This is a genomic window from Paenibacillus lacisediminis (assembly GCF_046567315.2).
Genome location: NZ_JBKIAX020000008.1, coordinates 308021 through 327878, shown reverse-complemented (window position 1 = coordinate 327878; position 19858 = coordinate 308021). Strand labels below are relative to the sequence as shown.

Sequence of the window (19858 nt, the reverse complement as noted above, 5' to 3'; positions counted from 1 at the left end):
CCCACCAACTAGCTAATGCGCCGCAGGCCCATCCGTAAGTGACAGATTGCTCCGCCTTTCCCAAGCCTCTCATGCGAGAAACTTGATTATCCGGTATTAGCTACCGTTTCCGGTAGTTATCCCGGTCTTACGGGCAGGTTGCCTACGTGTTACTCACCCGTCCGCCGCTAACCATCAGGAGTGCAAGCACTCCATCAAGTCCGCTCGACTTGCATGTATTAGGCACGCCGCCAGCGTTCGTCCTGAGCCAGGATCAAACTCTCCAATAAAGATGGAAGAAGTCTTGTACCCGAAGGTACGAGGTGTTCCATCGAAAAGTGTTTGACTTGCTCATTTAGAAAAACTGACGAGAAAATTAATTCTCATTTAATACTCACTCGTTGTTCAGTTTTCAAAGATCAACTTCGTTTTGTTTCGTTACCGCCTCGAAACGTCGTTCGCAGCAGCAACTCTTATAATATATCACGTTTAATTCATCAGTGCAAGAGTTTTTTTAAATCAGATATTTCCAACCGTTATTTCGCCTTCCTGTTAGGAAACCTCTCTTGCAGCGACGTTTATTAATATACCGCATCCATCAGTTTAAAACAACCGGGAATTCACTCCTGAAAATCCGAAACCCGCCGATTTTACCATGGTGAACCTGTAAAGTATAAGGTTCGGCTTCAATTAATCGATCTCCGCCAAAATCTCTAAGGTTCGTTGACTCAGACCGCCCAGTCTCCAAATGGCGATGCGAGAGCATCCGGCTTCGCGCGCCGCCTCGATCCAACCGCGCAACGTCACGCCGTCAGCATACCAAACAGTCGTCTCACCGCCATCAGCGTCCGTATATTTAAAATGAAGGCTCCCACTGGCTATGTCGCGTTCCACTCCTTCTTTACTCAACGCGGCGAGCCCGTCGGCCTCCTTTTCGGTGAGCGCCGCAACCTTCCCGTTTTCGTTCCACGCAAATCCCCCTGCAGCTATGGCCAACCGTTTATTCCCCGGGATCGACTTCATTTTGCCGACAAGTTCGTTAATGAATTTTTTGTCCGCTTTAGGCCCAGGCCCGCTGTGGGAGCCATACAGATTATAAGCCATCACTACATATTCGGGGCCCTCCGGCAGCTTCAGCTTTTTCAGCGGCGCACTTGGCTCCAGCACAATCCGCAATTTGCGGCCGTCCCGCCGCAGCTCCTGATACAATTCGTTGTAAAAAGTGACCACACCGTTCCAATCGCCGTCCTTGATTTTCTCATAGTCCATTTCCACGCCATCGAGATCAAGCTGATCGGCCGCGTTAGCAATTTCCCGGATATGCTCCTGACGAACCGCCTTATTTCGTGTTAAATGGCGCACCAGCTCAGGGTCTTTTGGCACAACCGAACCGTCACCGTTCACCCGGTCATTGACAATCGTAATAAAAGTCCCGCCGTCAGCTTGACGAAGCGAGGCATCGCTTGCAAGACTCTCCCGAAACGAATCTTTGAAATAGAGATGTCCCGCCGCATCGAAATAAGCCGCAAACATCTGCAGTTCGGACAGGCGGGAACCAAGCGCCCCATAGTCTCCCTCCCCGGACTCCTGCTGCCAATCCACGATCCAAGCCGATAAATCGGTGGACTGGCCGGCTGGTTGCAAAGCGGCGTTTTGTTGGCCTTCCGCCCCCCCTATATAGTAGTAAGTGCCGGCGCATAAAATCACGATGATCGCTATGACCCCAATTAAAAGAAAGGATTTGGGAAAAACGCGTATTTTAGACAAGGGCGTTAGCTCCTTTTCACAAATTAAATCCATGATTCAAAAAAGCGGTTAGCAAGTACAGTTTAGGTCCCTGGCACGAAGGACGGAAGCTCCAGCGTTGCCTGAAACCCTTCATTTATGCCGCTCTCAAGCAGCAGCCTGCCGCCATGTGCCGCCGCAATCCTTGCAACCATCGGCAAGCCCAGCCCATGGCCATGCTTCCTTGTACGTTTGCGGCTTGACGAATACGGCAACTTGAGCAAGTCCGGCAGTTCGGAACGTTCCGCTCCTTGGCCGTTATCCGATACGATCAAGCGGCATACGGACCGTTCCCGATCCCATTCCGTCCGTATGACGATCCGGCAGCCTTGCGGATTATGGGTGATACTATTTTGTACTAAATTCGATACGGCACGCAACAGCAACTTTTCATCCGCCCGCACCTTTATTTTCTCGTCATTTAGTTCCAGTTCAATGGTATACCTGTTCGTATCCACCCCCTGATTGAGAAAATCGGAAGCCGCCTGTCTGACGATCGCGGACACTCGTACCTCTTTAATGCTTAAAGGTTGCATTTCATATTCCAGCATGGAGACCAGGTTCAAGTCATGGATAAGGGAACGCAGCTTCTCGCCTTGCCGGCGAATGATTCCCGCTTGCTGCTGCTGATCCAAAGGCAAGGCCGAGTGGTCTTCCAAGTCGCTGGCATAACCCAAAATCATCGACAACGGCGTACGGACATCGTGCGAAATACCGGCGATCCAATTGGAACGCGCTTCATCCTTCGCTTTAAGGGCTCTGTTCTGTTCCTGCAGCATCCTGGAAGCGGCATTGATGCTGTCCGCCAAATCCCGGAAAATACTTTTGGCTTTGACCTGGACCGGCTCTTGCTTCGTCAGTCCGTGGATTCCGCTGACCAGCGGTTTTATGCTTCGCATGCACCATGCGCCCAAGCAGACCGACAACACGATAAACAAGGCCAGATTACAAACCAGCAAAAGCACGATTCGGACCGGCAAAGATTGAATCCAATCCTTGAAATAGCTGACTTGGTACTTCGCATAGGTATGCTGAGGATACCCCACTACAAGCAGCCCTGTGTCTTTCTCCCATATGAACACCGGGTAATCCAACAGATAATTGCGCGAGAACTTGGCTACATCCACTAAGCTGTACGTACGCGGAAGCTGTTTAGGCAACTTATATTCCCAAGCAATTTTGCCTTTTGAATTGAGCAGCATAGCCCAAGCTTCATGATCATCCAGCAGCTTCGCCGCCGGGGCAGCAAGCCGAAAACCATCGGAGTGAACTTCCAGTTGTTCCGCTACTTCCCTAACCACCGACTCCGGGTTCCGCTGTTTATTTTCACTAAATACGATCGTGCCTAACAGCACCAGATTAAAGGCCATGAGCAAGAGGGAAAGCAGCATGGTTGCGCCGATAAACCGCCTAAGCATTGTCATGACTCCTTGCATTACGGCGCCTCCTTCATCTGAAGCTTATAACCCAACCCTCTAACCGTGAGCAAATGCCGCGGACGCGACGGATCGGCTTCAATTTTTTCCCGGATGCGGCGGATGTGCACCATCAGCGTGTTTTCGTAACTAAAACTGTCATCTCCCCATACCGCCTGGCATATGGCATCCGACGTGACGATCCGGCCTTCGTGCTCGTAAAGCTTTAATAGAAGCGTACGCTCCTTGGCCGTTAACATCAGTTCTTCTTGATTGCGCCTTACAGTAGCACTTTCCAGATCGATCTCAATGTCCCCCAGATAAAACGCGGGCAAACGTTCCGGCGCAGCGGAAGCAAATGTCCGTTTCAAAATGGCCTGCAAACGCAAAATCAACTCGCGCGGCAAAAACGGTTTAACCAAATAATCGTCCGCTCCGAGTCCTAGCCCCAGCAGACGATCCTCATCTTCTCCCCGGGCGGACAACATCAATACGGGCATCTCGGAAAACGTGCGGATCGCACTTAACAGGCCAAAGCCGTCCCCATCCGGGAGCATCACATCCAGGATAGCGATATCCGGCTTGTCCGTCCGGCATATGGACAACGCTGATGCGCAGTTTTCCGCCAGGTATATGCGAAAATAACCTTCCTTGCGCAAAAAACGTTCGATCATCACGCGTATTTCCGGCTCATCGTCCACAATGAGTATTTTTTTGTCTTTCAAATTATCCATGTACCCTCACCCAGTACTCATTATACATGGAAGGCGGAGCTTCGCCCCCCGGTATGCCGTGAATTAAGGTTGTCGTAAGGTTGCCGTAAGCTCATCGAAAGGTTCGGACTATAAAGTGATAAGAAAACAATAAAAAAACGGAGTTGAATAAACATGAATTCCCGGGCGCTTATCGCAACGCATAACTTGTCCAAAATGTACAATGGGGTCTATCGGGTAAACAAAGTTAATCTTGCCGTTCCGGAAGGGGAAATTTTCGGTTTCCTCGGGCCGAACGGTGCGGGAAAATCGACCTCTCTCAAAATGCTGCTCGGCCTTACCAAGCCTACGGAAGGCCAGGTGACCGTTTTCGGCCGCGAACTTGCCAAAGACCGCAGGTCCATCCTTAAGCAGATCGGCTCTTTGATTGAATCGCCGTCTTATTACGGTCATTTGACGGGCTGGGAGAACTTGAAAATCATGCAGCGTCTGCATGATGCGCCGGCCAAAAATTTATATGAAGTTTTGCGCATCGTCCGTCTGGAAAAACAAAAGGACAAGCGGGTCGACCATTACTCGCTCGGCATGAAGCAGCGGCTGGGAATAGCCATGGCGCTGCTAGCCTTTCCCAAGCTGCTCATCCTCGATGAGCCTACCAATGGGCTAGATCCGGCGGGAATTTTGGAAATCAGGGAGCTGATCAAATCGCTTCCCGCGCGTTACGGAATGACCGTAATGTTGTCCAGCCACCTGCTTTCGGAAATCGAGCAAATCGCCAGCTCGGTGGGAATTATCAGCAACGGCCACTTGCTGTTCCAAGGAACCATGGGACAGCTCAACGCCAAAACGAAAATCTCCATCTCCTTAAAAACTTCCGACAACCAAGCTGCGGAACGCCTGCTCTTAAAACACGGCTTTCAAGCATCTTCTAGCGGTTCGCGCCTGCTGTTCGACCATCTTGACGATACTTTAACCGCGCAGGTCAACCGCTTGTTGGTCGACTGTGGACTCGACGTGATCCGAATCGAGGAGCGAAAAAAAAGCCTGGAAGATATTTTTCTGGAGCTGACGGGAAAGGAGCGCAGCCTGTAATGAACGAACTGACTTTAGAGTTTTTTAAACTGCGCCGCAAAAAAATCGGGTGGATGATTGCGATTTTTTTGGCGGCCGAAGTTCTTTGGATATTCATGGTCACCAGCATTACGCTCGCCCGCCATCCCGAAAACGCCGGATGGGAGTACGTCCTTTTGATGCTTTCCACGTTAAACGGGCTTTTTCTTCCCATCATTTCGGCCGTGGTCGTTTCCCGCCTCTGTGATATGGAGCATAAGGGAACGACGTGGAAGATGCTGATGGCGACCAACGTCAGCCGCAACCGCATCTACTTGGCCAAGTGGATTTGCGCCAATGCGCTGCTGCTCTGCGGAGCCGTCTTCCAGATATGCGCCTTATCGGCTTTCGGGGTGCTAAAAAATTTCCCGGACCCGCTGCCGCTCGTGCTGTTGGTCCGCCTTCTGGCTGGCACGCTCCTGACAAACCTTGCCGTCACTGCGGTGCAGCAATGGGTTTCCCTCACGTTCAAAAATCAGACCTTTGCGCTTACGCTTGGCATGGCCGGCGGCTTTTTAGGGGTTACGGCCAGTTTCTTTCCCGCGTCCATTCGCAAGTTTATCGTCTGGTCCTACTATACGGAGATGTCTCCCATCGGGATGTCTTTTAATACCTTAGCGGAAACCAGCCACTATTTCGTGTTGCCCGCGCAAGCAGGAAACGGAGTGGCCGCTCTGCTAATGATTGCGATATTCTATACGGCCGGATGCCTTCACGTATCCCGTCAAGAAATATAAGGAGGTTTCCCATGATCCGAAGCATTGCCGCCGAATGGCTCAAACTGCGCCGCGGGCGCATCTGGATAACGATGACCATACTGCCTGCGCTCAGTTTGTTCATCGGCTGTTTCAACTATTATTCCAATCAAGCAGTTTTGAACAATGCATGGTATAGCTTGTGGACTCAAGTCAGCCTGTTTTACGGCGAGTTTTTCTTTCCTATCCTCATTGCCATTTGCTGCGCGTATGTGTGCAGGCTGGAGCATGCCAACCGGAATTGGAACCTGGTGCATACCGCCCCCGTCTCCGCCGCCAGCATTTATTTCGGCAAACTGACAGTGATTGCGGCTTTGATTTTAGGCGTTCAAGCTTTATTCATTGCCTTATACTTACTCTTCGGACTTCTCCTTTCGCTGCCTCCTGCGGATATTCCCGTGGAACTGGCCGGATGGGCTTTGCGCGGTTGGATCGCCGCGATTTCGATCGCATCCATGCAGCTTTTGCTCTCCTTCAGGATACGCAGCTTCGCCACTCCCGTCGGCATCAGCATATGTTGCTCCATGCTTGGTCTCGGTCTGTACATCCTAAACATGAGGTTCCTCTTCCCGTTTAGCTTATTGACAACCGGCATGGGCGTATTAGAGCAAAGCTCGCTTACGGGTGGGGAAAATAGTCTGTTTATCTTTATTAACGCCGTTTATATTTCCGTGTTCTCGGCTTTGGCAATACACCGGCTGCGGACAGCGGATGTCGTCACCACCTAGAAAGGGGGCCTTCCGATTCGGGAAGGCCCTGTTGTTTCCTCGGTCAAAAGGTGTCAATCGCCCAGTTGACCAGCGCGTCAAACGTCCACTTAACGCCGTTGACCACTTTTTGCAGCGGGGTGTATCCGTTGGAAAACAGTACTTTGCCCGCAGGCTCCCCGCCGGCGTTTTGCCCGGCCTCGGCGACGATCACATCGTCAAACACGCCGTCATACACGGGATCTTTGCTATGGTTTGCACTAGCCGTGGCTTCCAAAGCCAAGCCGCCCGCGGCAAGCGTAGACGCGATTGGGATTTCCGGCGCGACGGCCTCCCCGCCGACCTGCAGGGTCAACCCGCTGCCGGCAACCGTCACGTCCAGCTTGCGCCCAATCGCCGTTTGCTCCGATACGCCTTTTAAACTGCCGAGATTTCGGGAGATCAAGGTCTTTTCTTCCGTTTGGCCGGGCTCCTTTTGCACAACGCGAAGCAGGTTGTCTTCCACGATCAGCTTCGCGTAAGCATCGGTCTGGCGGTCGTACCGTAAATAAACCGCTTGCGAGCCGATGATGTTCCCGGCGATCTGCAGCGACACCTTCACATTTTGATAGCCGTTGCTCCCTTTAAGATAAAGCAGGCCTTTGCCGTTTTCCGGAGAGGTCAATATGATGCGGTTACCCCTGAATTCAGCAGCCCCGCCAAGCAATTGCCAATGATCAGCCCGCTTCTTGTCGCCTTCGTAAAAATCGTAGGATTCCCCGGTGTCCCCCGCAATTCTCATCAATAAATGGTTGCGGTACCAGCCGGGAGACGGCTGCAGCCGCGTCAAATCGTACAAATCGCCGCCGCTGTCATTAAAGGCTTGTCCTTCGCGGTTAAAGTGCATTTTAAACAGCCGTTCGATGTTACCGGAATTCACGTTTTCCACCAAAGGATTCATTCCGTTGTGCAGCGAATTGGCGTGCATGATCATGTAAACGTTCGGAACGAACCCCAGCTTATCCCGGTAAATCTGCTCCATAAGCCGGTAATCCTGGTTGATACGCGCTTCCATTTCCCGGCGGTTTTCCAAAGGCACCTTATCGGCGTCGCGGATGAAGTCCATCAAATAGTGTGTATAATATTGCGCCTCGTCTTTATCCTTAAACTGCTGCTCGGTTTGCGTCCCGGCATACCGCCCGTCCTTGTCAAAAATATTGATATACGTCAAACGATACCCGTTACTGCCCAATTCCCAATAACCTCTACGCATTTGCTTAAGCAGCTCCGGCCCCGACAGAAATTTCGGATCCACGACGTCCAGTCGGTCGGCATAGGATAGCATCGTCGCTTTATAATTGTATTTTTCCAGCAGGGGCTGGGCGAACAAGGCGGAATCGCTGCGTCCGTCTTCAAAGCTTAAATACACTGCCCTTGGCGGCAGCAGCTTACCGTGCTGGTAAAAATCAAGCATATCCTGCTGCGAAACCGTGACATACCCGTTTTGATGCAAAATTTGCAGCTGCTCATCCAAGCGGCTTTTGGCGATCAGCCCGCGTGTCCCGTTTCGATCCACTCCATAATAGGACAAGGCGATAAATCCCCGCGTTTGCTGCCAGGCTGCCTTGTCCGGCTCCCGGTAACGGTGGATTCCCGCCACGGTGTGCACCAACAACACCAGCACCATAGCCAGCACCACAATCTGAATGGCCGATTTGACCGCTTTTTTCCGTTCTTTGCGCCCGACATCAAGCGCCTTGCGCGGCTTGTTTTTTCCCATAGTCAGTCAACCTCACTGTATGAACCCTTGTCCTTTTGCGAATGATGAAAAAGATTTTTAAAAAACGTTCCGCTCCGTTTGTTCGCTTTGCGGCTTTCTTTTTTGGCTCTCGCCTCGACGTCCTGCGGCGTTTCCCGCGTACCCCAAGTGGATTTCCAGAACGTCACCCAGGCGACCGGCATTTGCCAAAGCAGAACCAGCTCGTAAAAAACGCAAAATACCAAACCGAAAATCCACAGCTTGCTTTTACGGAACAAAAGATGGGCAAAACTCATCAATAATGCCATTAACATAAGTCCCATCAAAAACGTGCCCGGAAAAATACCGTAAGCAAGCGGGACGTATACGAGATTGTACAAAACAACGATCGGAGCGGCGATCGGAACAACCAGGCCTATGTAAAAAAACAGGGCCATGAACGGTTCTTTGCGCCAGATAAACGTCCCTGCACGCAGCGACTCCCGCAGCCAGGAACGCTTCCAGCGCATCTGCTGCTTCAGGAAAACATCCAGCTTGGACGGCACGATGGTGGAGCAAATCGCGTTGTCCTGATACCCCGTCCGATGGGAGCGGAGAATGAAGTTGGTCATGCTGCGGTCATCGCCGAACGTTGCCGGTTGACCAAGAAACTTCTGGTTTAACCAGTCGTCCGCGTATTTGAGCACCAGCTCTTTCCGATAACATGACAGCGGACCGGACAGGCAGGTGACGCTGTCGAACCAGGATTCCGCCGCTTTCATGATGCGAAACGCGATATAATATCGAACCGTCTGCAGCTTCGTAATCGAATTCGTATATTTGTTTTCCACATCCGTACGTCCGGCCACCCCGCCCATCTTCGGATCTTGAAACGGCTGCACGAGGTGAAGGATAGCGTCCGGCTCCAAAAAGCTGTCCGAATCCACGAACACGACTAAATCATGTTTGGCCATCTCTACACCTTTGACCAAAGCGACCCGTTTGCCCCCGTTCTCCGGCAAAACGACCAGCCGGAGGCGATTCCGAATGTCAAAGCGCTTCGCTTCCTTATGCAGGCGCTCGACGATCTCATTAATCCGCTCCACCGATCTGTCGGTCGAACGGTCGTCCACAACGATCACTTCCAGCTTGTCGATCGGATACTCCTGATTGATGCAGCTGAGAACGGTGCGTTGAATCCATTGCTCTTCATTAAAACAAGGGATAATGATCGACACGCCCGGCGTGTAATCCGGGTTGACCGGCACGTTGCGGTACAAGGCCCCGAAAAAATACCGGGTAAGCAAAAATACGGCCGCCGTAAGGCTGTATAAATAAAGGAGGATATTGTATTTGAAATAGATGATGCTTTCGACGCGCATCAGCAAAATGATCGTCATCGCGACGAACAGCAATCCGCTCGCCGTATAAACGGAGTAACCCCAGCGCCTTTTCTGAAAGTAATTGTAAAGACTGCTTTCAAAAGCAAGCGCGGCCATCGGTTTCTCCCCGTCCGGCGTTTCACGGGTAAACCGGCGGATGACCGTCGCTTTTATTTTTACCCTAGACTCAAAACCCTCCGGCATCGTCCCCGGCGGAATGTTGAAGCGCAGCTCGAACACGTCGCCCTCTCGGCACGTTTCGGCATCGCCTGGCTCCAGCTCCACCAAAATCCCCGTTGAAGAAATATCCGCGGCCATTCCGCGTATCCCGGACTTTGCGCCCGCTTTCTTCCCCGCTTTTTTACCGTCCCCCTGGGGGAACAAGGTAACGGGGAAATCGGCCTCATAACGCAGGCTGAGCAGACGGGGCAGCTTACTGTCGGCAGCGGTACCGTCCACCTCGTCATTTAACCGGAATCCGCCTCTGCGGTCCAACGCCTTGCGGATATTCTCCGGGTCTGGGACATGGGCAAGTAATCGCCGGTCTGCCTTGGGCGTGGAGAGCACTTCAACCGGCTGTTTTTGTTGGTTCTTTTTTCTCAAGTTCATTGCCCCTTAACGTATAAGATCGGGCCTTTAAAGGCTCCAGTAGTGGTAGCCCGCCGCTTCAAAATCGCCTTTAGCAAAAACCGCCTTAACATCGACAAACACTTTGCTCTTGTCCGCCCCGAACAACTGGTCGTAATCCTCCCGGCTCATGCCGAGGAATTCGCTGTGAGGCACAGCCAGTACCACCACGTTCAAATCCCGCAAATCGGACAAATTTGCCAGCTCCAGTCCGTGCTCTTCATACACAAGCTGCGGGTCCACCCACGGATCATAGACAAGCGGCTGGATATCATATTCCTGCAATTCCTCGATAATATCCGTAACCTTCGTATTGCGAAAGTCAGGGCAGTCCTCCTTATAAGCCAGGCCCAGAATGCCTACTTTCACATCCGATAAATCTTTCCGCAGGCGCATCAGCAGCTTCACGATGCTGCGGGCGACATACTTGCCCATCCCGTCGTTGATGCGCCGTCCCGCGGAAATGATTTTCGAGTGATACCCCGCATCTTCTGCTTTATACGTTAAATAGTAAGGATCAATGCTAATGCAGTGACCGCCGACCAGCCCCGGGGTGAATTTGAGGAAATTCCATTTGGTTCCCGCCGCGGCCAACACCGCTTTCGTGTCGATCTCCATCCGGTGAAACAGCATGGAAAGTTCGTTCATAAAGGCGATGTTGATGTCGCGTTGGGCGTTTTCAATCACTTTGGCCGCCTCGGCCACACGGATGCTCTCGGCCCGGTAAACTCCCGCCTCGATCACTAGCTCGTAAACCTTCGCCACAAGGCCAAGCGTCTGCTCGTCCATGCCGGAAACGATTTTCACGATGTTCTCGAGCCGGTGAACCTGATCGCCCGGATTGATCCGTTCGGGGGAATAGCCGACTTTAAAGTCAATCCCGTATGTAAGCCCCGACTCCGCCTCAAGGATCGGTACGCACACTTCCTCGGTGACGCCGGGATAAACCGTTGACTCGTATACGACCACCGAGCCGGGGCGCAAATGTTTGCCGACCATGGCACTGGCGTTCTTGACGTAAGTGAGGTCCGGCACTTTATCATTTTGAACCGGGGTAGGTACGGCCAGAATGTAAAACGATGCCTCCCCCAGCCTTGTCTCATCCGCAGTGAAGTCAATCCCGCTCGCCCCAATCGCCTGGGCTCCCACATCGCCAGTGGGATCTTTTCCCGCCTGGTAATCGGCTATTTTCCGAGGATTCAAGTCAAATCCGATCACGTTTGCTTTCCGGGCAAATGCGACCGCCAGCGGCAAGCCGACATACCCTAGTCCAACGACAGCCAGCTTGGCCGTCCGCTTCGCAATGTTTGTGTATAACTGATCCAAATCCATAAGTTCAACTCCGTTCATTTCCCCTTGAGTATTCATAGATGCTAAGTAAGCGTCCGTTCTTTATTTCATCCCGTACAGCTCGTCCAGAAGCACAAAGGAATAACCCCGCCGCTTCAACTGGTCGATCACTTCCGGCAAAGCCTCCAGTGTATGGATACCGTCAAGCATATGCAGCAAAATAACGCTGCCGTTGGTCGTCTGATGCAGCACCCCGTTTAAAATGTACTGAGCGTCATGGTCGGAATTCCAGTCCAGGGTAGTCACATCGTACAAAGCGATCGTCTTATACCCCGTGGCCGCGATCACCTTGGCCGTTTCTTTGTTGATCTCCCCGGTTGGAGGTCTGAACAACATCGCCGGCTGCTGTTGAATCGCCTCGGTGATGACGCGGTGCGCCTTGACCACTTCCTCCTGCAGCTCATCGGGCGGTATTTGCGTAATTACGGGATGAGTGTAGGTATGATTGGCGACAAGATGGCCTTCTTCAACAATCGCTCGAGCCAGGTTCGGGTTGTTCTCCACGCCGTTCGCCCGCAGAAAAAAGGTCGCTTTAACGTCATGATCCGACAGAACTTTCAACAGACGGGTGACGGTCAAATCACTGCCCCAATCGTCAAAGGTCAGGGCAACGACCTTTTTGCCGTGCGAGTTCCATTTGGCGATATCTTTGGCGTTATAAATCAGATTATAGTCCGCCTGCTTGTAATCGGGGTTGATCCGGGCGGCATCGTATCCCGAAATCTGCTCCAGCGGCTTCCGCTCCCCTCCGTCTTGCACCAGCTTTGCGAGCGGCACCAGCTTATAGCTCACTTCGTTCGCCGCATCCGCAATATAGGAAATGGAGGATACCACCTCGGGATTCACGTCCGTATTTAGCGCAATAATGCCGCCGCGGCTAATGTACTTCCGTATGTAATCGCCGATTTCCTTGGCGCTTTGCATGTCGCTGTCTTTCGGGTTAATGTTGTAGGAAACGACAGCCTGCAGTCCGGTTTGCGCCGCCACCAGGCGGACATCGTCGCTTATGCGGGCCCCCCGGGTCCGGACAAACTGCGGCGTCTTACCTGTAGCGTCAGCAATCAATCCGTTGGTACGGTTGATTTCTTTATAGATTTCTTCATAGCTTAAGGTCGTTAAGTCGGCGCGCGTCAACGTATTGTTTTCCACCTCGTGACCACGGCTGACCAATTCCTTGACGAGATCAGGCTCCTCGGCCACCCGCATGCCCGGGACAAAAAACGTCGCCTTGATTTGGTACTTGTCCAGCTCATCCAGCAAACGCATGATCGTCTCGCGATCGCCCAACCCGTCAAACGTTAGGGAAAGTTCTTTTTTGGCTGTGTATACAAAAGACAAAGCTTTGCTCGGTTCTCCGGTATACCGGGTAATTGGCTGCTGCTGTGATGAAACGGTCTGAACACCGGAAAGGGAAGAAGTCCCATCCCCGTTGTCCGCCTGCGGATTGGCCCGGCTGCAGCCGGCCACCCAAAACGCAAGCAGGGCTATGGCGATACCGATCCGTACGGCACGGGCCCCTTGTCCTCCAAGCGATATCATGAGTTCACCTTCTTCTTGAAAGTTAATTTTTACCAATCAAAACACTGAAAATAAAAAAACCGCCATTCCTGCATGGCGGCCGGACAATCATAGCGCTGCTTGCACGCTTTAGACTCCAAACTTTGCGTCCTATCCTTTCGAATAGTTTGCCTTTAACTTCGTTTCATTTAATTATTTAAATTTATTATAATCGACTCCCGCTGGAAATCAATCCATTGTTTATGAAAAAAAGCGGATTCACAAAAAAATATTCGGGATTTTAGCCCCAGCTCCTTCCATGTCCAATTTCCTAAAAATAGAGCTAAAAAACAAGGGTGCCTGCTCCTTTCGGAGCGGACACCCTTGTTGGCCGAGATAATCCCGTTATTCGGTACCAAGGAAAATGTAGCGGGCCAGTACAAGAACCACCAGCACCCACATCAGCCAATGAATTTTGACTTTGTTTTTGCTGAACAGATTGTTGAATCCGCCCAGAATGACATAAGAGACTAAACCGGCGGCGATCCCGTTGGCGATGCTTCCGGTAAAAGGCATCAATACGATCGTCAAAAACGCCGGGAATGCATGCAAGAACTCATCCCACTCGATCGATTTGACCTGGCCGATCATCAGCACGCCGACGATAATCAGCGCCGGAGCCGTTGCCGCACTGGGCACAACACCGGCTAGCGGAGCGATGAACAGCGCCAGGAGGAACAAAATCCCCGTCGTTACCGAAGTGAGCCCGGTGCGTCCGCCTTCGGCCACACCAGCGGTGCTCTCTACATAGGAAGTGATCGTGCTGGTGCCAAGAAACGCGCCCGCGCTGACGCCAACCGCATCCACCAGCATCGCCTTGCCGATTTTTTTCTCGCCTTCTTCTTTGTTTTTCATCAAGCCGGCGCGGGTGGCCGTGCCGACCAAAGTGCCGAACGTATCAAACAATTCAACGAACGTGAATACAAAAACAATTTCAAACAGTCCCAGATGCAAAGCCGCGCCCAAATCGAGCTGGCCTACCGCAAGGTTGTCGAAAGCGGGCAGCCAGCTGGCGCCGGAAAGTCCGGAAACGTTGGTGACGCCCATCGGAATGCCGATTATGGTCGTGGCGATAATCCCGATCAACAGCGCTCCTTTGACCCGCAGCGACATCAAAATGGCAATCAAAATCAAGCCGATCAACGTTAATTGGACATCGGGGCTATGGACGAAATCGCCCAGCGTGAAGTTGATGCTGCTGCCGGGAACCGTGGCGGACGTGTCCGTTACCCCCGACAGATTGGCGCCGATCAGGTTGCTCATCTTCAAACCGAGGCTGGCCACAAACAGGCCGATGCCAACCGTGATGGCCGCCTTAATGCTCTGCGGCACGGCGACCAGCAGCAGCTGGCGCACCTTCGTCACCGTCAGAATCAGAAAAATGATACCGGAAATAAATACCGCGCCAAGCGCCGCCTGCCAAGTGATAGCCCCACCCGAGCTAAGCACCACGGTCATGAAGTAGGCGTTCAGCCCCATGCCCGGTGCCAGCGCGATCGGGATGTTGACGAACAATCCCATAAGAATCGTGATCAGCCCGGCACCAACCGTGGTGGCGAAAAATACCCCATCCACCGGAATGCCTGCTCCGCCGGGTCCCAAAAAGATCGTGTTCACAAACAAGATGTACGCCATCGTCATAAACGTGGTGATCCCTGCTATAATCTCCGTTCTTACATTCGTTCCGTGTTCCTTAAGCTTAAAGAACCGATCCATAAGAAAAATTCTCCCCCTTAAAATGAGTCGGAAAACGACAAAAAGCCCGAGGTCAATAAATGTTCCCCGGGTCCCGTAAGCCAGAAGAAGCATGAGAACCGCATAGGCCTGCCGAAAAACCCGAAACTCGCTTTTCCACGCCTAAGCCCTGCGCCGCTTCTTCTCTTCGTAGCAAGATCATTTACGGTGACCTCGTAGAGACTTCCGGGCCGATTCCCGGAATTATACGAAAAAGAATTAAATTGGTATTCGTCGAATCCTTACAAACCCTTTAACAGGGCTTGTCACATGATTTATTCTAGGCACGGGCGAAGAGATTGTCAATAGAAAAAACGAATATTTCTTTATGATATACAGTTGATCGTTCGTTTTTATACAAATTTAAACGATTACTGCCTGCTTATGGTAAAGTGTGCTCCAGACGATCGCGTATTATTCGGTCCCGGTTAATCCGGCCAACCAATTGACTTATGGTAACATTTCCCTCAGAATTTAAATAGCTGTCTATTAATCACCAGAGAGGAAGAGGCGAATTCACTATGGAAAATCCTATCGTTAGCCTGAATACGGGACAAAACACCGGCCTTCATGAAACGGATCAACTGCAAATCACCATTCAATGCGCCTCGGCTCCGTCAGCGCTCGATGTCAGCTGCTTTATGGTCAACGAGAGCGGCAAGGTTCCTTCGGACGACTATTTTGTTTTCTATAATCAGACCGCTGATCCGCAGCGAAGTGTGATTTTGCAGCAAATCGAGAATTTGAAATGCTCTTTTGCTCCAAAATCGATCTGCTCAAACGCAAAGTAACACTGACGCTTGAGAAAAAGCAGCTCGAACCGATCAAGGCGCGTGTGGCCGTTGTTTTTGATGCGTCAGGCTCCATGTATCACCTGTACCGCAAGGGCATCGTGCAGGAAGCCTTTGAACGTATATTGGCGATTGCTGCAACATTTGACGATAACGGCGAGCTGGATGTATGGTTTTTCGCCAAGGATTATTTGCGTGCGCCAAGCGTTACAGCCAGAGACTATGAAAATTACATTGCCCGTACATATACTTTAGGCAGCAAAGGCGGCACGAACAATGAACCTCCGGTGATGGAGGATATTATCCGCAGGTATACGGTAGAGGAACCCAATGTAAACATACCAACTTACATTATCTTTTTTAGCGACGGCGGGGTTGGTCAAAAAAATAAGATTGCACGGCTTATTACCGAAAGCTCCACCAAAAATTTGTTCTGGCAATTTGTTGGGCTTGGGCAGGCCAATTACGGGGTGCTGCAGAAGCTGGACGAAATGCCAGGGCGCTTTATCGATAACGCGAATTTCTTTGCGCTGGACGATATTTCCGCCATCAGCGACGAGGAGTTGTATGACCGGCTGCTCAATGAATTTCCGGTATGGATCAAGGAAGCCCGCGCCAAAGGAATATTGGCCTAGTTTGTATGAAAAAACGGAAAGACGCTACCAACTTGCTGGTAGCGTCTTTCCGTTTTTTAGTCCCGCTCATTGTGCCTCAATCTTCGGCCGGCGCCGGGCCAGCGGCTCCAGATCTACTCTTCTCCACATTCTTATTCACCACATCAGCCTCTAAGGGCTCAACCGGAGCGCCAACGCTAAAGCTGCCGATGATTTTTCCGAGTGTGGTTTTGTCAAAATCGGTTTGGGAATACAGTTCGACTGTAAAGCCCTTTTCTTCCCAAATCACAATTCCATTGGCAAAATAGACCGTAGTCCCGTTGATTACCTCTGTTTTCACTTCTTCGGTAGTGCCGATCCCGTTTTCTCCACCCTTGGAAATCAGAAAGTTGACAGCTTTATCCCCTGAATTGTATTGTAATTCGACCATGCCGGTGCCCTGAAGAACACTGTTCTCAAACTTATAGTCTGCCACCCAGTCAGGGGCCGGAAAGTTCATTCCTAGCGCTGCACGGGCTTCATCTATCGTCAGCTTGGCCGAAGCCGGCAATTCAATGACGCCGTCTCGCTCGCTTTTTCCATCTTCAGATGGAGTGAACGACGTAGAAGCAGGAGGAATTTCCTTATCATATTGCGTTATCTCGAGATTCCCCACCTTAAACTTTGCCATGATGGTTTGGAACATTTCCTGTGCATAGCTGGTTGCAGAAAATGCCCCGCCCAGACAAATGACCGCACCGCCAATCACCACTGCTGTTCGCCAACTGCTTTTTTTCATCGTGATCCCGTCCTTTTCCCTTGATTGGGGTTTAATAGTTCCCTGATCCAGCTTGTATATCAAGCGGTTATAAATCCTTGCTTTGGAGGTGTCGCTCCCCTGTTCTGTATTCTCAAGCAGTTCTATGGTCTCGCTGAAATCTGTGAGATTATTTTTTTTATTCATATTTTGAATCCCCCCGCCTGTAAGAAAAGATGCAGTTTTTTTAGGCTTCTATACAGTACGACTCCAATGTTGGATTCGCTGACACCCATGATCTGTGCGATTTCGGAATTCTTCAGTCCAGCCCCATACTTCATTGCGATGATGTTACGCTCCTTCTCCCGCAGCTTAGCGAGAGCCTTGAACAGTGCCTGGTTATTATCCTCGCGAATCGCCAGCTCCTCAGGAGACGGCTTGGGAAAAATCAGTTCCAGCAAAGAATCCAGTGAGGAGTGGTTTCTTTTCTTCTGAGCCCTGAAGTAGTCTGTTACAGCGTTTCTTACAATAGCAAACAACCACACCTCAAAATTGGATTTTTCCTGTGAAAAGCTGTAATACTTGCGTATCACGGCCTCAAACACCTGACTGCAAATATCCTCCGCCGCATGGTGGTTATTAATGCGATAATAGATATACTTGTAAACACGTTGGAAATACGTATTGTATATCTGTGTGAATTCCTCTTTTGACATGATCGCCGCACGTGATTTTTCTGTATTTTGGTAACGTTCCATTTTACTCTGGATAACTTCCATCCACACCCTCCTTCCACCTTGGCTTCAGCGGCAGCTATACAAATTGCGCAATTTGTAATGAAGGAACTCACATATGTTAATACGTAAAATGAACAAAAGCATTAACAATCTTTCCTATCGATATAAAAAAACGCCTGACGGCGTCCTTTAGTGGCTCTGACTTCTACTTTGGAGCGATTGGAGGCTCCTCCTCAACTTTGGACGCTGCTCTAACGGACACCAGCGACCTTATCCGCCCATTTCCCGGGTATTTCCCAGCCTAACGGACACAGGCGACCCTATTTCGCTCTAAACCTGTTCATCCAGGCCAATTTGAGGTAAATAAGGTCCACTGTGTCCGTTACATTTTGCAATCCTCCGTTTCTCCTCAAATAACGGCTCTGGTGTCCCTTAGCCCCCTGATTCCTCTCCTCCTCCTCTCTCTACCTGCGCTTCGCCCTCTACCATGCCCATTTTATAAGGTTGAAAAAATACTCCCTTTTATCTGCTGAACAACGCAGATAAAAGGGAGTATTTTATTACAATCTATAGTTGCACGTCAATTGAAAATCCAGTTCACTCCCACTCGATCGTTGCCGGCGGTTTCGATGTAATGTCGTACACGACCCGGTTGACGTTATCGACTTCGTTGACGATGCGCACGGAGATTTTCTCCAGCACGTCCCACGGAATGCGGGCCCAGTCGGCGGTCATACCGTCGATGGACGTCACAGCGCGAATGCCCACGGTGTAGGAGTAAGTCCGGGCATCGCCCATAACCCCTACGCTTTTCATGTTCGGCAAGGCGGTAAAGTACTGCCAAATCTCGCGATCCAGTCCCGCTTTGGCGATTTCCTCGCGCAGGATGTAGTCGGAATCGCGGACGATTTTCAGCTTGTCCTCCGTGACTTCGCCCAGAACGCGAATCGCCAGGCCTGGGCCCGGGAACGGCTGTCTCCACACGATCTCCTTCGGCAAACCGCACTCTTCGCCGACTTTGCGGACCTCGTCCTTAAACAGTGTCTTCAGCGGTTCAACGAGCTTGAACTTCATGTCCTCCGGCAAACCGCCCACATTGTGGTGGGATTTGATCGTCTGCGCCGTGGCAGTACCGCTTTCCACGATATCCGTATACAGCGTGCCCTGCGCCAAAAATTTAAAATCGTCAAACCGGCGCGACTCTTCTTCAAACACGTAGATAAACTCGTTGCCGATGATTTTCCGCTTCTGTTCCGGATCGTCGACACCGGCTAGCTTGGACAGGAACCGCTCGCGCGCGTCGATCTTGACGACCTTCATGTCGAACTTGCCGACAAACGTCTCCATTACGCTTTCGGCTTCGCCTTTGCGCAGCAGTCCATGGTCGATAAACATACAGGTCAGTTGATCGCCAACCGCTTTGTGGATCAGCATCGCCACAACCGAAGAGTCGACGCCGCCGCTTAACGCGCACAGCACCTTGCTGTCACCGACCTGGGCGCGGATGTCACGAATCGCGTCCTCGATCCACGTCTCCATGCTCCATTTGCCTTCGCAGCCGCAGATTTCGTACAGGAAATTGCGGATCATTTCATTGCCGTGGATCGAATGGCGGACCTCCGGATGGAACTGGACGCCGTACATTTTGCGCTCGGCATTGGCAAAGCCTGCGATCGGGGCATGTTCCGTGGAGGCTTCCACCACAAAACCTTCAGGCAGTTTCGTCACGTGATCCCCATGGCTCATCCACACCGTTTGCTTGGCCTGAAGCCCGCGGGTCAGCACCGAATTTTCGGCAAAATCAACATCCGCTTTCCCGTATTCTCTTTTTGCCGCACGTTCCACTTTCCCGCCAAGCTGATGCGCCATCAGCTGCATACCATAGCAGATGCCCAGGATCGGCACACCGACATCGTACACGGCCGGATCGATATGCGGCGCGTTTTCGGCGTAAACGCTCGACGGTCCGCCGGAAAACACGATCCCCTTCGGCGCCAGCTCCCGGATGCGCTCCACCGGCGTATTAAATGGCAGTAGTTCGCTGTAAACGCCCAAGTCGCGGATCCGTCTGGCAATCAGCTGGTTATATTGCCCTCCGAAATCAAGGACGACAATCATTTCATTTGGCTTATTCATGACCGAGCCTCCC

16 protein-coding genes, 1 rRNA gene and 2 riboswitches are annotated in these 19858 nt (G+C 51.5%); of the genes, 5 read left to right on the top strand and 12 right to left on the bottom strand.

Annotation, left to right across the window (positions count from 1 at the left end; all coding sequences use genetic code 11):
* From ACLD72_RS17955 to ACLD72_RS17940, 4 genes are all read right to left on the bottom strand, one after another.
* Positions 1–269 (bottom strand): 16S ribosomal RNA (locus ACLD72_RS17955); the annotation flags it as partial.
* A gap of 400 nt (positions 270–669) precedes the next feature.
* The gene (locus ACLD72_RS17950) at positions 670–1746 is read right to left on the bottom strand and encodes a glycosyl hydrolase (RefSeq protein ID WP_410998507.1); all 1077 of its coding nucleotides are present in this window, start codon (positions 1744–1746) and stop codon (positions 670–672) included.
* A 62-nt stretch (positions 1747–1808) separates the two neighbouring features.
* Positions 1809–3200, bottom strand: a complete 1392-nt coding sequence (locus ACLD72_RS17945) for a sensor histidine kinase (protein WP_410998509.1) — start codon at positions 3198–3200, stop codon at positions 1809–1811.
* Positions 3200–3913, bottom strand: coding sequence for a response regulator transcription factor (locus ACLD72_RS17940; RefSeq protein WP_410998511.1), 714 nt, complete (start codon positions 3911–3913; stop codon positions 3200–3202). Before ACLD72_RS17940 ends, ACLD72_RS17945 begins: the two co-directional genes overlap by 1 nt.
* A gap of 153 nt (positions 3914–4066) precedes the next feature.
* Here ACLD72_RS17940 and ACLD72_RS17935 point away from each other — a divergent pair, with 153 nt between their 5' ends.
* From ACLD72_RS17935 to ACLD72_RS17925, 3 genes are read left to right on the top strand one after another with little or no spacing between them, the layout of a single operon-like run.
* Positions 4067–4984 carry an ABC transporter ATP-binding protein gene (locus ACLD72_RS17935; RefSeq protein WP_410998513.1) on the top strand — a complete coding sequence of 306 codons (918 nt, stop codon included), beginning with the start codon at positions 4067–4069 and terminating at the stop codon, positions 4982–4984.
* A complete protein-coding gene (locus ACLD72_RS17930) occupies positions 4984–5739 on the top strand; it encodes an ABC transporter permease (RefSeq protein WP_410998515.1) in 756 nt (251 codons plus the stop codon). Before ACLD72_RS17935 ends, ACLD72_RS17930 begins: the two co-directional genes overlap by 1 nt.
* 11 nt (positions 5740–5750) lie before the next feature.
* The gene (locus tag ACLD72_RS17925; RefSeq protein WP_410998517.1) at positions 5751–6485 is read left to right on the top strand and encodes an ABC transporter permease; all 735 of its coding nucleotides are present in this window, start codon (positions 5751–5753) and stop codon (positions 6483–6485) included.
* A 43-nt stretch (positions 6486–6528) separates the two neighbouring features.
* On the opposite strand, the gene ACLD72_RS17920 is transcribed toward ACLD72_RS17925, so the two are convergent.
* The 5 genes from ACLD72_RS17920 to ACLD72_RS17900 form a co-directional block, all read right to left on the bottom strand.
* Complete coding sequence (locus tag ACLD72_RS17920; RefSeq protein ID WP_410998519.1) at positions 6529–8223, bottom strand: polysaccharide deacetylase; 1695 nt, start codon at positions 8221–8223, stop codon at positions 6529–6531.
* 2 nt (positions 8224–8225) lie between these two features.
* Positions 8226–10172 carry a glycosyltransferase family 2 protein gene (locus tag ACLD72_RS17915; protein ID WP_410998521.1) on the bottom strand — a complete coding sequence of 649 codons (1947 nt, stop codon included), beginning with the start codon at positions 10170–10172 and terminating at the stop codon, positions 8226–8228.
* 27 nt (positions 10173–10199) lie between these two features.
* Positions 10200–11522, bottom strand: a complete 1323-nt coding sequence (locus ACLD72_RS17910; RefSeq protein WP_458476084.1) for a nucleotide sugar dehydrogenase — start codon at positions 11520–11522, stop codon at positions 10200–10202.
* Positions 11523–11582: 60 nt separating this feature from the next.
* Positions 11583–13079: a polysaccharide deacetylase family protein gene (locus tag ACLD72_RS17905; RefSeq protein ID WP_410998525.1), complete on the bottom strand. Its 1497-nt coding sequence runs from the start codon at positions 13077–13079 to the stop codon at positions 11583–11585.
* Positions 13080–13150: 71 nt separating this feature from the next.
* Positions 13151–13240: riboswitch (cyclic di-GMP riboswitch) on the bottom strand.
* A 202-nt stretch (positions 13241–13442) separates the two neighbouring features.
* A complete protein-coding gene (locus ACLD72_RS17900) occupies positions 13443–14813 on the bottom strand; it encodes an NCS2 family permease (RefSeq protein WP_410998527.1) in 1371 nt (456 codons plus the stop codon).
* A gap of 149 nt (positions 14814–14962) precedes the next feature.
* A riboswitch (purine riboswitch) is annotated at positions 14963–15063 on the bottom strand.
* A gap of 289 nt (positions 15064–15352) precedes the next feature.
* Here ACLD72_RS17900 and ACLD72_RS17895 point away from each other — a divergent pair.
* Together ACLD72_RS17895 and ACLD72_RS17890 are read left to right on the top strand one after the other, a co-directional pair.
* Positions 15353–15622: a TerD family protein gene (locus ACLD72_RS17895; RefSeq protein ID WP_410998529.1), complete on the top strand. Its 270-nt coding sequence runs from the start codon at positions 15353–15355 to the stop codon at positions 15620–15622.
* Entirely contained in the window at positions 15580–16257 is a 678-nt protein-coding gene (locus ACLD72_RS17890; RefSeq protein ID WP_410998531.1) for a vWA domain-containing protein, read from the top strand. The genes ACLD72_RS17895 and ACLD72_RS17890 overlap by 43 nt, the downstream gene beginning before the upstream one ends.
* Before the next feature lie 76 nt (positions 16258–16333).
* On the opposite strand, the gene ACLD72_RS17885 is transcribed toward ACLD72_RS17890, so the two are convergent.
* The 3 genes from ACLD72_RS17885 to guaA all read right to left on the bottom strand — a co-directional run bounded on the left by ACLD72_RS17885 (position 16334) and on the right by guaA (position 19845).
* Positions 16334–17179 (bottom strand): hypothetical protein, encoded by an 846-nt coding sequence (locus tag ACLD72_RS17885; protein ID WP_410998533.1) that lies wholly within the window; start codon positions 17177–17179, stop codon positions 16334–16336.
* Positions 17176–17751 (bottom strand): sigma-70 family RNA polymerase sigma factor, encoded by a 576-nt coding sequence (locus ACLD72_RS17880; protein WP_410998535.1) that lies wholly within the window; start codon positions 17749–17751, stop codon positions 17176–17178. The genes ACLD72_RS17885 and ACLD72_RS17880 overlap by 4 nt, the downstream gene beginning before the upstream one ends.
* 555 nt (positions 17752–18306) lie before the next feature.
* Positions 18307–19845: a glutamine-hydrolyzing GMP synthase gene (gene guaA / locus ACLD72_RS17875; protein WP_410998545.1), complete on the bottom strand. Its 1539-nt coding sequence runs from the start codon at positions 19843–19845 to the stop codon at positions 18307–18309.
* Positions 19846–19858: the final 13 nt, after the last annotated feature.

Bases quoted from the DNA above. Each gene is read 5' to 3' on its own strand.
- ACLD72_RS17945 (WP_410998509.1), bottom strand. From the start codon at position 3,200: ATGCAAGGAGTCATGACAATGCTTAGGCGGTTTATCGGCGCAACCATG.
- ACLD72_RS17940 (WP_410998511.1), bottom strand. From the start codon at position 3,913: ATGGATAATTTGAAAGACAAAAAAATACTCATTGTGGACGATGAGCCG.
- ACLD72_RS17935 (WP_410998513.1), top strand. From the start codon at position 4,067: ATGAATTCCCGGGCGCTTATCGCAACGCATAACTTGTCCAAAATGTAC.
- ACLD72_RS17930 (WP_410998515.1), top strand. From the start codon at position 4,984: ATGAACGAACTGACTTTAGAGTTTTTTAAACTGCGCCGCAAAAAAATC.
- ACLD72_RS17925 (WP_410998517.1), top strand. From the start codon at position 5,751: ATGATCCGAAGCATTGCCGCCGAATGGCTCAAACTGCGCCGCGGGCGC.
- ACLD72_RS17920 (WP_410998519.1), bottom strand. From the start codon at position 8,223: ATGGGAAAAAACAAGCCGCGCAAGGCGCTTGATGTCGGGCGCAAAGAA.
- ACLD72_RS17915 (WP_410998521.1), bottom strand. From the start codon at position 10,172: ATGAACTTGAGAAAAAAGAACCAACAAAAACAGCCGGTTGAAGTGCTC.
- ACLD72_RS17910 (WP_458476084.1), bottom strand. From the start codon at position 11,522: ATGGATTTGGATCAGTTATACACAAACATTGCGAAGCGGACGGCCAAG.
- ACLD72_RS17905 (WP_410998525.1), bottom strand. From the start codon at position 13,079: ATGATATCGCTTGGAGGACAAGGGGCCCGTGCCGTACGGATCGGTATC.
- ACLD72_RS17900 (WP_410998527.1), bottom strand. From the start codon at position 14,813: ATGGATCGGTTCTTTAAGCTTAAGGAACACGGAACGAATGTAAGAACG.
- ACLD72_RS17895 (WP_410998529.1), top strand. From the start codon at position 15,353: ATGGAAAATCCTATCGTTAGCCTGAATACGGGACAAAACACCGGCCTT.
- ACLD72_RS17890 (WP_410998531.1), top strand. From the start codon at position 15,580: ATGCTCTTTTGCTCCAAAATCGATCTGCTCAAACGCAAAGTAACACTG.
- ACLD72_RS17885 (WP_410998533.1), bottom strand. From the start codon at position 17,179: ATGAATAAAAAAAATAATCTCACAGATTTCAGCGAGACCATAGAACTG.
- ACLD72_RS17880 (WP_410998535.1), bottom strand. From the start codon at position 17,751: ATGGAAGTTATCCAGAGTAAAATGGAACGTTACCAAAATACAGAAAAA.
- guaA (WP_410998545.1), bottom strand. From the start codon at position 19,845: ATGAATAAGCCAAATGAAATGATTGTCGTCCTTGATTTCGGAGGGCAA.